Here is a 14035-nt window from a genome sequence, read left to right on the forward strand (position 1 = left end):
CATGTCTGTCCGCGCCCGCCTGTTCGCTTTTTGCTTCCTCTTCGCCGTGCCGCTTGCTGCCTTTACGCATGAGCAGACCTTGCTCGAATACGCGGATCAATGCGTGAGGGAGATTGGCGAAATCCCACCGTTCAATTGCAATGACGGAACGGATATTCCCATTACGATCGATGGAAAGCCACCCGGACCAAATGAGTCCCCGAAGCGATGCGACAAGCCCTCATTGCTGAGCCCGACTTCAGAAGCAAAAGGTCAATGCATTCCGTTTTCAAAAATCCTGAATCTATCGCGCGGCAACACGCAAATCTCCGCGTATTGCCGGCGCGATGTGCTGCGCGACGATAAGGATCCGCACTATGACGGCGTAGTCGTCGTGATGCATCACTCGGGCAACGGCAAGACCTGCTGGTTCGAGTCGAAGACGCCGCCAGTACCGAAATCGCAAGCTGACGTGCCCGCAAGTAGTGGAATCGTTGCGACCCGCGTGCCGCCGCCAAACGAGAGAAAGCCGCCTGCAGGACAGCCCCCCGCAGTCGAATTCTGGGCGACACCCGCAGTGGTCGCCTCCGAAAAACCCACATGCCTCCAATGCCACGACGCGGGCCCCTTCATCTTCAGCCCATATATCGGGCAGGTGTGGGACAAGGTGCCCACCGACCCCTGGGGGAAGTATTCGAGCATCGGGCAGGCCTTCTCGTCGTATCACCTCATGACGATGAGCACACCCGGCAACACCTGCGTTGGCTGCCACCGCATCGGCAGCGAGCAGAGCTGTACGGCTTATCTCGGGCTTTCGGTGGGCAAGCGGAACGCGCCAGGAGGCGACCAGCTTGCCTCCAGTTATCCATTGAACCACTGGATGCCGACCGACAACGCGATGAGCAATGAGCAATGGGACAAGGCAAACGTTGCGTCGGTCGAGGCCTTGCTGGCCTGCTGCAGAGATCCGGCGCACAAAGACGCGAATTGCGCGTTCACACCCATGCCTTCGAGTTCGAATAACCGGTCATTGCATTGACCTACACGAGGAGACCTGAAATGCCCGAAAACGTGAGCGCGAGCAACGTCATATCCGATGTCACGCAAACCCTGCAGACCTTCGATCTGCTCGAACTGCAGCAATACACGCGCGAGAAAAGCTACTCGAGCACGGCCAGCAAGGACTTCCATCTCTTCTACGTAGGACGCGACGACGTCCACGACATTCTGAAGTACGTCCTTTCCCGCGCCAGCGTTTCGCTTTACATGAACATGTTCGGATTCGACGACGAGGAGCTCAACGAAATCCTCATGCAACAAGCGCTGGACCCGACCATCACCATGATGATCACGCTCGACAAAAGCCAGGCGGGCGGCGTGCATGAAAAGAAGCTACTCGAGTCCGATATCGCGCAGGACCCGGCCAGATTCAACACCTTCTTCGTGATCGGCGAATCGGCGACCCATCAAATCAGTCATACGAAGGGATTCGTGGCCGACGGCAAGGTGGGCGGCGAGGGATCGGTGAACTGGTCGGCGGCCGGCGAGGGGATATTCGTGACCAAGGGCGCGCCGGGAGGCCCGGGCTACCTGGCGCAAAACAACACGCAGACCATCTTTACGGACCCCGACACGATCAACCGGTTTCAGACAGAACTGATCGCCGAGCACATGACAGCGAAAGCGCAGGGCTACACGCTGGCCACTGCGCCGTCCACCACCTCGCCCGCCGCCGCGTCCACCACCAAAGCCGCCGCAAAAACCACGGCCACCGCTGCGCCCGCAAAAAAAGGCGCGGCAGCGGCAAAGCGCGGCAAGCGCAATTGAACGCTATCGCGCGGCCGGTTCAGGTCGGCATGCCAGCCCAGTAAGACACGGCGTCCTGCCGGTCGAACACGAACGTCTTGAGGGCGACCTGACTCTCGGGAGAGAGCGTGTCGAATTCGAGTCCGTGCAGGGTGAGTCCTGCCTGTGGGGTATCGGCGCGCAGATTGCGGATCACGGCGACGGCCTGGAACGTCGCCCCCCCGTTGCCCGCTTCGATGGGAAACACCACGCAAATGCGCTCGCCAACCTCGCCGATCTTGCGCCCGGCGGCGAGCGACATGCCCAGCACGCTGATATCGCAGCCAATGCCGAGCCGGTCCAGTTCCGAGCCCGTCAGGTCCACGCCATAGCGCACTGCGAGTTGCGTGCGCACGCGCACGGCCCGGCGTTCGCGCAGCCGGCGAATCGTGCCCGGTTCGGAGAGCACGAGATAGCGGAACGGATGCGTGCAGACCGCCTCGACGGTGCAGACGAGCCAGAACACGGCTTGTGTTGCGATCGCAACGATCTCGACCTGCTCGCCCTGGAACGGCTCCCACGCGGGCTTGGACGCAGCGGGTGGCGTGACGAACATCGCGCCGCCCGGCCGGAAACCGATCAGCCGGCACGGCAGCATCTCGCGCCCCGTGCCCGCCTGGCTGCGTATGCCTAGCAGCGCGCCAATGGCGAGATTCATGTCGTCCAGCGTCAACGGCCCTTTGCCACGCTCGCCACGCTCGGCCAGGCTGTCTTGCGCGCTCGCGAGACTCGCCTCCTCCGCCGTGTTGCGATAAGGCTGGAAGTGCGCGAAGAGGAAGTCGCGCTGCTCGCCGTTCAGCACACCGCCTTGCGGCAGCAGCATCGTTCCATCATGGTGAAACACCGCCAATGGCAGCGGTGTTTCCAGGGGCAGCTGCCCAGGGTCCGCGAGGAGTTCCAGAGTTTTTGACGCAGTACCGCTGCCAGGCTCGTGAAGGTGCATGACCGATAGCGTGTGAATTTATTGGTTTTGTTCGACGCCTGCATTGTGACCGAAATATAGTGACCGATGTCAATAAAAATGCGGCTATCTCCGGCCCTGTTTAGCGAAATATTCATGCCACATAAAACCGGAGATTACGCGTCACAATATTTCTCTTTCCGGATCGTCTACACGGGTATGGAACCGCCGCCCACCCCGAGCCCGCTGAGTACGCAGGACCGCGAAATCGCCGACACGGTCGCCCGCGAGCGCCCGAGGCTGCGCAATTTCATCCGCCGCCGCGTGATCGACCAGGACGAAGCCGAGGACATTCTTCAGGACGTGTTCGAGGAACTGGTCCAGGCGTGGCGGCTGCCGGACCCCATCGAGCAGGTTGGCGCGTGGCTCTTTCGCGTGGCGCGAAATCGCATCGTCGACCGGTTCCGCAAACGCAGGGAAGTGTCGCTCATCGAGCCGCAAGAGGACGAAGGCGAGTACCGCCTCGACCTCGCGCTGCCGTCGCCCGACGCCGGCCCCGAGGCCGCTTACGAGCGCGCAGCGATGCTCGACGCACTGCGCGCCGCGCTCGACGAATTGCCCGTCAGCCAGCGCGAGGTGTTCATCGCGCACGAACTGGACGGGCGCAGTTTCAAGGAGCTGGCCGCAGCGAGCGGGGTAGGCGTGAACACGCTGCTGGCGCGCAAACGTTATGCGGTGCTGCATCTGCGCGAACGTTTGCGCGCGTCATGGGACGACCTCGAGATTTGAACCGAAGGAGACTGGAATGAAGTTTCGCCGCAAAATGTTTGCCAAGGCGCTGCTGTTGATTGCGGTCATCGCCGTGCTGGGCGGGATCGTCATGGGCCTGTGGAACTGGATCGCACCGGCGATCGTGGCCAATGCGCATGCCATCGACTATCCACGCGCGATCGGCCTGCTGGTGCTGTGCCGGATCCTGTTCGGCGGATTCCGCGGGCATGGCGGCTGCCGCCGACGCATGCACTGGCACCAGTGGCAACAGTGGCAGCAGATGACGCCGGAAGAGCGCGAGCAGGTGCGCAATGGAGCCACGCCGCCCGCGCAGTAAGCCAGGGCCAGCCACGGGCTGGCACAATCCCTTCATTGTCGATCCGCCAGGAAGCTCCATGCCAGATGTCCCCGCCCGCCGCCCTTCACGCGTCGCGCCCCTCTTCGCCCTTTTGCCCTTCCTGCGCCCCTATGCGGGGCGCTGGGCGCTTGCCTTCCTCGCGCTCCTGACCTCGGCGGGCGCGACGCTCGCGCTGCCGGTGGCGTTCAAGTACCTGATCGACCGTGGCTTCGCCAGCGGAGATCGCGCGCATATCGACCGCTATTTCATCGCGCTCTTCGTGGTTTCGCTGATCCTCGCCACGGCGACGGCGCTGCGCTTCTACTGGGTCTCGTGGCTCGGCGAGCGGGTGACGGCCGACTTGCGGCGCGCCGTGTACGACCACGTGATACGCATGAGCCCGCAGTTCTTCGAGACCACGCAAACGGGCGAAGTGCTCTCGCGCCTGACCACCGACACGACACTGATCCAGACCGTGGTGGGCACCAGCCTCTCACTGGGCCTGCGCAACCTGCTCCTCACGGTCGGCGGCGTGGCGATGCTCGTCGCGACGAGCCCGGTGCTGTCCGGCTACATCATCGCCACACTGATAGTTGTGGTCGCACCTATCGTCATCTTCGGGCGGCGCGTGCGGCGGCTTTCGCGCGCGAGCCAGGACAAGGTGGCGAGCGCAAGCGCTTTGGCGGGCGAAGTGCTCAACGCCATGCCCACGGTGCAGTCGTATGCCCAGGAATCGTTCGAGGCAAAGCGCTTTGGCGGCGCCGTGGAAGCGGCCTTCGAAACGGCGCTCACACGCATTCGGGCGCGCGCCGGGTTGACGGCCGTGGTGATCGTGTTCGTGTTCGCCGCCATCGTGTTCGTGCTCTGGCTCGGCGCGCAGGCAGTATTGGCCGGCCAGATGAGCGCCGGCCAGCTCTCCCAGTTCATTCTCTACGCGGTGTTCACGGCCGGCGCCGTGGGCGCCGTTGCCGAAGTGTGGGGCGATCTGCAACGGGCCGCTGGCGCCACCGAACGGCTGCTGCAACTGCTCGCCGCGCGCTCGCCCGTGGCGCAGGCGGCGACGACCGTGCCGCTGCCGGCTCACGGCGCGGGCATCCGGTTCGACAACATTGGCTTCTCCTACCCTTCGCGCCCCGGCATTGCCGCGCTCGACGCCTTCTCGCTCGACGTGCGCCCGGGCGAGCATGTCGCGCTGGTCGGTCCATCGGGCGCAGGCAAAACCACGCTCTTTCAATTGCTGCTGCGCTTTTACGACCCGCAATCGGGGAACCTCAGCATCAACGGTGTCCCGACGCAACAGGTGTCGCTCGCGGCGTTGCGCCAGGCGATCGGCGTCGTGCTGCAGGAGTCGGTGATCTTTTCGGGCAGCGTGCTCGACAACATTCGCTACGGCTCGCCCGACGCCACGCTCGAAGCCGTCCAGCGCGCCGCCGCCATGGCGGCGGCGGCCGGCTTTATCGACGAACTGCCGCAAGGCTACGACACGTTCCTCGGCGAGCGCGGCGTGCGCCTTTCAGGCGGCCAGCGGCAGCGTATTGCCATCGCGCGCGCGATCCTCAAAAATCCGCCCATTCTGCTGCTCGACGAGGCCACCAGCGCGCTCGACGCCGCGAGCGAACGGCTCGTGCAAACGGCGCTGGACAACGCTGCCCAAAACCGCACGACGCTCGTCATCGCGCATCGTCTCGCCACCGTGCAGCAAGCCGACCGCATTGTCGTCATGGACCAGGGCCGCATCGTGGCGCAAGGCCGGCATGCGGACCTGCTGCAGAGTTCGCCGCTTTATGCGCAGCTCGCGGCGCTGCAGTTCGGCGCGCAACACGCGAATACCGTCACGTAACAATCAGCCGCGCCGCTGCGGCGCGATTGCGTACATGCGTAGTCGAACGTTCGCAAATCGAAGCCCCGCCCATGCGTGGGTTATCGCACATTCAATTCTTACAGAAAGATTAATCCTGCTTCCTGTCAATCCGCCCTCTGAATTCGCGGCGATCGTCGCCGCCGCCACCTCAAAATAATCCACTCAGCCTGAAGTCGAACGGGGTCCTTCGCCGGCTCGCCTGCGAAGTGTTTTTCTGCGATGAATTACTTAGGAGAACGATGATGAATCCCCAAGGTACACCGCGCAACCTCGTCGAAGCCCATGCGGGAATGAGCCGCCTGAACGAAGAGCTGACTTCGATGTTCCCGCCGCGCTTCAATCACTACGACCCTGCGCACCTGGCCATACTCGCGCGAGGCATGCAATCAGCGGCAGATACCGTATCGAACGATCCCGACCCGGAGGAGAACCTTTACGTACCGGCCGGCTACACGTATTTTGGCCAGTTCATCGATCACGACCTGACGCTCGATACCACGTCGCAGCTGACCTTGATCCAGGCGCGCACGACGGGCCAGCTTCCGACCAACCTGCGCACGCCGCGTTTCGACCTCGACAACGTGTACGGCCCGGGACCCGACGACGCGCCCTACATGTATGCGGACGAAACCCACCCGCACAAGGGGATTTATCAGGGCGCCTCGCTGATCGAGGGTCACGACGATCTGCCGCGCACCGAGAATGCCTACAACGCTCGCGCGATCATCGGCGACAAGCGCAACGACGAGAATTCGATCGTCTGCCAGATCCAGATGCTGTTCCTGCGTTTTCATAACCGCGTGGTCGCGCGGCTCGCGAAAGCCGACAGCACGCTGCGCGGAAGCGATCTGTTCGAAGCGGCGCGCACGCAGGTGCGCTGGGCCTATCAGCGCGTGCTGGTCGAAGACTTCCTGCATCGGATCGTCGATTCGTCCGTCGTCGATGCATTCGTGACCGCGCACGACCAGGACCGCGCGCATGCCTACAAGCTCTATGGTCCGGGTCCGGCGAGACGCAACCTGCCGCGCGAATTCACGGGGGCCGCGTACCGCTATGGCCACTCGGGCGTGCGTAACGGCTACGTGCTGAACGACAATTTCAGCGCACCGATATTCGACGGCACGAATGCGAACAAGGATAGCCTCGTCGGTTTCGACCGGCTGCCCGAAACACACGTGATCGACGACTGGCAACGCTTCTTCCCGCGCGAACATCCGCTGCCCGGCGAGAAAGGCGGGCCCGGCCTCGACGGCGCGAACAAGGCCGCCGCCGGCGTGGCCGACGATGCTTCAAACGACGTCAAGCGTCTGCAATACGCGTACAAGTTCGATCCATCGCTCGTCGATCCGCTTTCGAAACTCCCGCACAGCGTGTCCGATGTGCCGATTCCCGACGCGGCAGACAAGCTGGCATCGGCAAAGGGCTTTCGTTCGCTGGCCATGCTCAACCTGTTGCGCGGCAATGTCTACGGCCTGCCGAGCGGCGAGACGGTGGCGAGCGCGCTTGGCGTAACGCCGCTCGGTCCCGACGAACTCGTGGTTCGCACGCAGGTTTCGAGCGATCCGTCGAAGACTTTCCGCTTCGATCGCATCGCCTCGCTGAGTGCGGATGGCGAGAGCCCGGCGCTTGGCGACACGTTCAAGGACGACACGCCGCTATGGTTTTATATCCTCGCTGAAGCGCAAGTTCCGGTGCTCGAGCTTGCGCCCATCGGCGAGGCGTTCAGTGAGGACGCCATGCTCGGCACGCAGGACGGCAAGCCCGGCGTCGGCGCATTGACGCGTCTTGGCCCGGTGGGAGGCCGTATCGTCGTCGAGGTGTTCTACGGGCTGCTGGACGAGGACCCGGATTCGATCATCCATCGCACCGGCAGCGCGCCCGCGCTCGAGGCCGAGATTTTCGGCAATGCGCCCGCCACGTTCTCGCAGATCATCGCTTTCGCGACCGCCGGCGCATGGCGGCTGATACCGCTGAAGGCCGTCGTCGATCTGGCGACCTGAAGTCCCCGCTACCGAGAGGCGGCCAGGCGCGCGACGCTGCGCGCCTGGCGCGGCAGCACAATATACATGCCCCAGGCCACGAGCAGTATCGCGCGCAGTGCGTTCGCGAGCGGCTGCGCAGAGGAGACCCCTACATTGGTAATGGCGAGGCTGGCCGGCAAGGTCCACGCATAGGTAATCAAGCCGAGCAGCGTGGCGCGCCAGAAGCCGAACTGCCGGGGCGCGGGCATGGCGTGCGCGGCCAGCCCGCGTCGCACCATGTACCCCACGAGCGGCAGGCTGAGCAGCACATATGCGAGCATGGGCACGATGAAAGGCATGCCGGCAATCGCAAGCGAAATGGCCGGCGAGGATTGCGCGAGCTCGTGCGGAACCCGGTTCGCGGCGAACGCCATGAGGGGCGTGGCAATCTTCCCGAGCGAGAGACGCAACACCGAGAAAGCCACCACGAAGAGCAGCGCGCTCGCGAGCCACTGACGCCAGGCGCAGGACCACCAGAGATAAAGACGCCGACCGAACGACACCCCGGGACTCAGCGTAAACAGCGCCCACTTGTCCCGGCGCGCGCCGATGCATGCGAGCACGACGAACAGGATGCCCGCGATGACGAATACGTCCTCGTTCCACACGATCCATTGCGCATGCTGATCGACACTCGCCGAAGCCGGCGTGGAGGAGGCGAAATTCTGCAGATGCCGCGCAATATACTCCGAGGGGCTGAGGGCCTGCGAGGATAGCTGTGGAGTCATCGCGTCTCCGTCTTGCGTGATGCACTGCCGCATGGCGAATTCATTGAAAATACGCACACTGCATCACAACGTGATATACCATCGATTTGTATAACAACCGTCTCACCCATGCCGATCAGGATGGAGCGATAGCGAGGGACGTATCACTTCCACCCGATCCAGCGAAGCCAACTTCCCGGCAGACTTAGGCACGTTTTTTGCGCGCCACCGGGAGCCCTGGCCATGCGTTTTGCATTGGCCATATCGCCCTTGCCTTGGGGGTGCGAAATGAATGCCGATCAAACGGGAGCCACGCTCCTTTCGGACGAAGAAGCCCATCGCCAGTTGCGCCGCGCGGTGATTGCCAGCACCATCGGCACGACGATCGAATGGTACGACTTTTTCCTCTACAGTATCGTCACCGGGCTTATCTTCGCGAAGCTGTACTTTCCTGAATCCGACCCGCTCGTTGGCACCCTGCAGGCCTTTCTCATCTATGCCGTGGGCTTCATCGCCCGGCCAGTCGGCGCGGCCATATTCGGCCACTACGGCGATCGCGTCGGCCGCAAAGCCACGCTGATCGTCACGCTGCTGCTCATGGGGCTCGCCACCTTCGCCGTGGCCTTTGTTCCGACCTATGCGTCGATCGGCATCTGGGGCGCCGTTCTGCTCACGGTGCTGCGCTTCATTCAGGGCGTGGGCGTGGGCGGCGAATGGGGTGGCTCGGTCCTGATGTCGATGGAATGGGCGCGCACCAATTCGCACCGCGGCTTCGTCGCTTCCTGGCCGCAATTCGGCGTGCCGGCGGGACTCTTTATCGCCAATCTCGTGGTGCTCGCCGTCAGCACGTTCTCCGGAGACGCCTTCATGACGTGGGGATGGCGGGTGCCGTTCCTGCTGAGCATCGTGCTCGTCGCGATCGGCCTCTATATCCGGCTGAGCATTCTTGAAACGCCGATCTTCGCGAAGCTCCTCGCCGAGAACAAAATCGAGAAAACGCCGATGCTCGAAGTCATTCGCCGCCAGCCCAAGGACATTCTCCTCTCGGCGTTGGCGCGCATGGCCGAACAGGCGCCGTTCTACATCTACACGGCCTTCGTCTTCACGTATGGCGTGAAGACGCTGCACGTTTCGCGCGACCTCATGCTCACAGCGGTTCTGGCGGCCGCCGTGCTGCAGTTCGTGACCATTCCGTTCTTTGGGCACGTGTCCGACCTGATCGGACGCAAGCGCATGTACATGATCGGCGCAGTGGCCGCGGGCATCTTCGGCTTTATCTACTTCGGCATGCTGGACACGAAAAATACGACTTTGATTTTCGCGGCCGTGGTGCTGTCGCTCGTACCGCACGCCATGCTCTATGGTCCGCAGGCGGCGTTCATCGCCGAATCGTTCACGGGGCGGCTGCGCTACAGCGGCGCCTCGCTCGGTTATCAGCTGGCTTCCGTGATTGCGGGCGGCCCGGCGCCGCTGATCGCAACGGCGCTCTTCGCGTACTACCGCACGGGCTATGCCATTGCGATCTATATCGCCGTGTGCGGTGTGATCAGTCTGCTCGCCGCCTGGCGCATGGGCGATTACACGAACAAGGATATTTCGCGCGAATACGACGACGCGCGCGGAACAGGCGATCACGGGCACGCTTCCCACCCCGCGTGATCGGCTGCTGAAAAACACAGCGCGCCCCTGCCTGACGAATCTGGCAGGGGCGCGCTTCTTTTTGCCGATCAAAAACGATCAGCGATCCTCAACGCTCAGACTCTCGGTGCCTTGTCGAGCGCCACGCCCGTCGTCGGGTCGAGGTACAGCTTGCGGTCTTCGTGGCCGCGGCCGCGGCGGTCGAAGTCGAACAGGCCCATGATGCTGCCTGCCGTCGCATCGAACGAACCGCCGCCGATGCGCTGACCGTCAAGCCAGTTGTCTTCGATGAAACGCACCACGGAAGACTGGTCGATCAGCGTATGGTCGACGTAGTTCTCGCGCGCCCACGGCGAGATCACGACGAACGGAATGCGCGTGCCCGGACCGCAGCGTCCGTTCACGGGCTTGCCGTTCAAGCCGGCCGGCGCCGAACCCGTGCCGCAGATGCCGGCCGCGGTCAACTGGTCGGCAACGCTGTCGTACGAAGCGCTGGTGGGCTGCGCGTAGGCATGGTCGTACCAGCCGTCCGAGTCATCCCATGCCACGATCACGGCCGTATCTTCCCAGTCGTTCTGCTGCTGCAGGAAGTTCACGACCTTCGTGACGAACGCCTGCTCGTCGAGCGGATCCGAATAACCCGCGTGGCCATCCTGGTAGGCCGGGGCCTTCAGGAAGCTCACCGACGGGAAATTTCCCGCCTTCACGGCAGCGAAGAAGTCGTCGGTATCGTACTGGTGATTCGCCGGGTCGGGGTTGCCGTTCTTGCCCACGGTGTGGCCGATCGCGGCGAGCGAGCCCGGACGCAGATGCTGCGGGTTCGAAGTCGTTGCGTAGTACTGGAACCAGTTGTGGTGCGGAATATAGTCGGCCGTCGCCGCGCCGACCACCGGCGAGAGCGTGCTGCGCTTGCAGCCGGTCGTGCCGTTGCTGTTCGTCGTCGCGAGGTTGAAGCCGCCCATGAAGCCGCCCCACGAGACATTACGCGCGTTCAGCAGGTCGCCGATGTTCTTGCCGGTCATCTGCGCCGTGTCGGTCGCGCTCGAACAGAGATCGTAGGCCGGATCGACGTCGTTGATCATCGTAAAGCCGTTCTGCCCGTCGTTCACATAGTACGAACCGGCGGTCGAAGGCTTCTTCGTTGTGAGCACAACCTTCATGCCGTTGGTCTGCCCCGAGACCACTTCGAGCGCGCCGGGCGTCGACGGACCGTAGGTCGACGTATAGGCGTTGTCGCTCATCGCGAAGTGCTGGGCGTAGTTCCACAACGCCGTGACGGTGTTGCCGTCGTAATAGCCCATCACCTGGCCCTTCGTGCCGAACGCGCCAGCGCCGCCGCTCGTGCCGTTACCCGTGTACAACGGGAAGAGGTCGGCGCGGCCGTCGTCGTACGCCTGTTGCTCGGCCGTATAAGCGTGGTTCTGGTCGGCCGTGGCCGCCTGCGTGCGATCCAGACGGAACGGATTGGCCGCGCCCGTGCCATTGGCCGCATTCGTGAAGTTCGGGTTCTTCGTCAGCAGCGTGCCAGAAAGACCGTTCACTTCGGGCGTGCCGGGTTGCGCCCTGAATGCAGGCTCGCCGGACGGGTTGGTCGCATGCGGATACGTTGCGAAGTAATGGTCGAACGAAACGTTCTCGCCATAAATCACGACCACGTGCTTGATCGGGGTGGCAGTGTGATTGTGTTCCGGATGATTCTTGTCGTGATCGTCACCAGCACTCCACGCAACTGTCGATGCGAATGCTGCGGCTGTGAGCGAACCAACTGCGATGTGACGCCATTGCATTTTCGGCTCCTGGTTGGTTTCGTATTGTCGGGATCACCGTGAAGCCGGGTGAAGGCGTTATGCAGCTCGCATCGTGGCGCTCATGCCAGCTGAATGCGGAGGCTACACGGCATGAGGATTAGAGCATCGGGGTATGAATGCTCGGCGTCAGACTCCTTACGAAATATTTTCGATTGGAAAGTTTGGCGCCGAATCGTCATTCAATTGGCACTGACGGCACTGAATCGATGGAGCCGGCCCTGGATTCAGGTATGAAGATTGCGCAGCGCGCGGGTGCGCCGGTTAGCAAACAAGGTGAACTAAATGAACCGGGCCGCGACGCGGCGGCCCGAAAATGAACACGCGCCTAGATGAAACTGACGCCGCCGTTGACGGCAATGGTTTGCCCCGTGACGAAGGCGTTGCCGACCACCATCAACACGACCTGTGCGACCTCATCGGCTTCACCGAGGCGGCCAACCGGCAGCCGCTCGGCGATGTTCGCGGCTTTCAGCGGCGCGGCCATTTCCGTGTCGATGGGTCCTGGCGCCACGGCGTTCACGGTCACGCCCTCTCGCGCCACGCGCGCGGCGTAGCCTCGCGTCAAGCCTTCGAGGCCCGCTTTCGAAGCGTTGTAGTGAACGCCGACGGCACCTGCGCCGCGCGCGGCGACCGACGAGAGATTGACAATGCGGCCCCAGCGACGCGCGCGCATGCCGGGCAGCACCGCCTGTGTGCAGAGAAACGCCGACTTGAGATTGACGGCGAGCGTGTGGTCGAATTCGGCCTCCGTAAGCGACTCGATGTCGCTGAACGTGCCCGTGCCGGCGTTGTTCACGAGCACATCGACCGCGCCGAGGCGGCGCTCGATCTCGCCGATCATGCCGGTGACCTCGCTTGCGACCGACACGTCGGCGCGCACCGCGAGCGCGCGGCCCCCGGCGCTTTCGATCTGCGCGACGACCTGGTCCGCTTCGTCAGCGCGCTGCCGGTAATTCACGCCAACCGCCGCGCCAGCCGAAGCCAACGCCACGGCAATGGCGCGTCCGATGCCGCGCGAGCCGCCGGTCACGAGCGCAACGCGATGATTCAGGTCGGGCAAAAGAGCGGACATGGTGGACACCTTCTGCGATGGGTTTTCATTTCACCGCCGCCCTTGCGCAAGCCGCTCGCCCTGACGCGCTCACGGCGCGGTGCCGATGCCGCCGCCCGGGCCCGCCAGTTCGCCGTCTACGCCTAACTCAGCCGCATGGCCGTGTGCGTTCGCACGGCCGCCACGGCGCGAAAACGGCGGGGTGCGCAGCTTCGCGCGGCGACGCGGGCCGGAAACCGGGTCCAGATAGAACATCACGAGCGTGCCTGCCGCGGCCGCCGCCGCGAGATGGAACAGTGCCTTCATGGATGCCTCTCGATAGTTGCAACGCATGCAAAGCGCGGAGACCGGCGCGAGCGGTACAAGCCACCGCTCCTCCAATCCGCGCACCCATTATGCCGCTGACAACTGCGCGTGAGGCGCCGGCATGGCTTCCGCGCTCAGGAAAAGCCCTCATCCCAGCGCGTATCGCGCACCTGCACCATGCCCGCTTCCACGCGCACCGCGAACACGGCAACGTCCTCATACGCGGGCGGCGCGAGGACCTTCCCCGTCTTGATGCAAAAGCGGGCGCCATGGCGCGGGCAAATCACCTCGTCGCCCTCCACGTCGCCGCCCGTCAGGACACCGCCATCGTGCGGACAGGTGTCCTCGATGGCATAACAGGTCCCGTCGAGATTGAATACCGCGACCGGCGTACCCTCCACATCGACGCTGAGCACGGCACCCGGTTGAAACCCGGCGTATGGCGCCACGTCCACCCAGTCGGCCATGTCAGAGCATCCCCAGTTGCAGCAGCGCCGCTTCGGACATGCGCGCTCTCGTCCACGGCGGGTCCCAGACCAGCTCCACGTTCGTCGCGCTCACGCCTTCAACCTCGTTCACGTATTCTTCGACCGTGCCAGGGAAGGTTTGCGCGACCGGGCAGCCCGGCGCGGTCAGTGTCATGCGGATCGTCACGCGACCCGTTTCCGCGTCCACGTCCAGCTGATACACGAGTCCCAAATCGTAGATGTTCACCGGTATTTCTGGATCGAACACCGAGCGCAGCGCGTCGATCACGCGTTCTCGCAGGTCGTTGCTCGCCGTTTGCGTATTCATCGTCATATGCCTCCA

14 protein-coding genes are annotated in these 14035 nt (G+C 63.5%); 7 read left to right on the forward strand and 7 right to left on the reverse strand.

The genetic code is table 11. The annotated features are described in order from the left end of the window. The first annotated feature begins 1 nt into the window (after nt 1). A complete protein-coding gene (locus A3CW_RS0114785) occupies nt 2-1018 on the forward strand; it encodes a hypothetical protein (RefSeq protein ID WP_028204272.1) in 1017 nt (338 codons plus the stop codon). Nucleotides 1019-1038: 20 nt separating this feature from the next. Continuing rightward, a complete protein-coding gene (locus A3CW_RS50570) occupies nt 1039-1806 on the forward strand; it encodes a phospholipase D-like domain-containing protein (RefSeq protein ID WP_063750829.1) in 768 nt (255 codons plus the stop codon). A 19-nt stretch (nt 1807-1825) separates the two neighbouring features. Here the strand turns inward: A3CW_RS50570 and A3CW_RS0114795 are convergent, their stop codons facing one another. After that, nucleotides 1826-2647: a flagellar brake domain-containing protein gene (locus A3CW_RS0114795; protein ID WP_051481466.1), complete on the reverse strand. Its 822-nt coding sequence runs from the start codon at nt 2645-2647 to the stop codon at nt 1826-1828. A gap of 297 nt (nt 2648-2944) precedes the next feature. Here A3CW_RS0114795 and A3CW_RS0114800 point away from each other — a divergent pair, with 297 nt between their 5' ends. The 4 genes from A3CW_RS0114800 (at nt 2945) to A3CW_RS46310 (ending at nt 7694) form a co-directional block, all read left to right on the forward strand. Further along, nucleotides 2945-3514, forward strand: coding sequence for an RNA polymerase sigma factor (locus tag A3CW_RS0114800; RefSeq protein WP_028204274.1), 570 nt, complete (start codon nt 2945-2947; stop codon nt 3512-3514). Between the two features lie 16 nt (nt 3515-3530). Further along, nucleotides 3531-3833: a hypothetical protein gene (locus A3CW_RS0114805; RefSeq protein WP_028204275.1), complete on the forward strand. Its 303-nt coding sequence runs from the start codon at nt 3531-3533 to the stop codon at nt 3831-3833. Between the two features lie 58 nt (nt 3834-3891). Further along, on the forward strand, nt 3892-5673 hold the full coding sequence (locus tag A3CW_RS0114810) for an ABC transporter transmembrane domain-containing protein (RefSeq protein ID WP_028204276.1): 1782 nt from the start codon (nt 3892-3894) through the stop codon (nt 5671-5673). A gap of 260 nt (nt 5674-5933) precedes the next feature. Then, entirely contained in the window at nt 5934-7694 is a 1761-nt protein-coding gene (locus A3CW_RS46310; RefSeq protein WP_081771668.1) for a peroxidase family protein, read from the forward strand. Between the two features lie 8 nt (nt 7695-7702). On the opposite strand, the gene A3CW_RS0114820 is transcribed toward A3CW_RS46310, so the two are convergent. Next, nucleotides 7703-8443: a hypothetical protein gene (locus A3CW_RS0114820; protein ID WP_154677948.1), complete on the reverse strand. Its 741-nt coding sequence runs from the start codon at nt 8441-8443 to the stop codon at nt 7703-7705. A gap of 267 nt (nt 8444-8710) precedes the next feature. Between A3CW_RS0114820 and A3CW_RS0114825 the strand changes: the two genes are divergently transcribed. Beyond that, on the forward strand, nt 8711-10081 hold the full coding sequence (locus tag A3CW_RS0114825; protein WP_028204278.1) for an MFS transporter: 1371 nt from the start codon (nt 8711-8713) through the stop codon (nt 10079-10081). A gap of 95 nt (nt 10082-10176) precedes the next feature. On the opposite strand, the gene A3CW_RS46315 is transcribed toward A3CW_RS0114825, so the two are convergent. The 5 genes from A3CW_RS46315 to A3CW_RS0114850 all read right to left on the reverse strand — a co-directional run bounded on the left by A3CW_RS46315 (nt 10177) and on the right by A3CW_RS0114850 (nt 14020). Continuing rightward, nucleotides 10177-11847 (reverse strand): phospholipase C, encoded by a 1671-nt coding sequence (locus A3CW_RS46315; protein WP_035513035.1) that lies wholly within the window; start codon nt 11845-11847, stop codon nt 10177-10179. 346 nt (nt 11848-12193) lie between these two features. Further along, the gene (locus A3CW_RS0114835) at nt 12194-12940 is read right to left on the reverse strand and encodes an SDR family NAD(P)-dependent oxidoreductase (RefSeq protein WP_028204279.1); all 747 of its coding nucleotides are present in this window, start codon (nt 12938-12940) and stop codon (nt 12194-12196) included. Nucleotides 12941-13009: 69 nt separating this feature from the next. Continuing rightward, the gene (locus tag A3CW_RS0114840) at nt 13010-13225 is read right to left on the reverse strand and encodes a hypothetical protein (protein WP_028204280.1); all 216 of its coding nucleotides are present in this window, start codon (nt 13223-13225) and stop codon (nt 13010-13012) included. A gap of 134 nt (nt 13226-13359) precedes the next feature. Next, nucleotides 13360-13692: a non-heme iron oxygenase ferredoxin subunit gene (locus A3CW_RS0114845; RefSeq protein ID WP_028204281.1), complete on the reverse strand. Its 333-nt coding sequence runs from the start codon at nt 13690-13692 to the stop codon at nt 13360-13362. 1 nt (nt 13693) lies between these two features. Continuing rightward, a complete protein-coding gene (locus A3CW_RS0114850) occupies nt 13694-14020 on the reverse strand; it encodes an SUF system Fe-S cluster assembly protein (protein ID WP_245623644.1) in 327 nt (108 codons plus the stop codon). Nucleotides 14021-14035: the final 15 nt, after the last annotated feature.

Origin of the sequence: Paraburkholderia nodosa DSM 21604, from assembly GCF_000519185.1 — a bacterium.
Classification (GTDB): domain Bacteria; phylum Pseudomonadota; class Gammaproteobacteria; order Burkholderiales; family Burkholderiaceae; genus Paraburkholderia; species Paraburkholderia nodosa.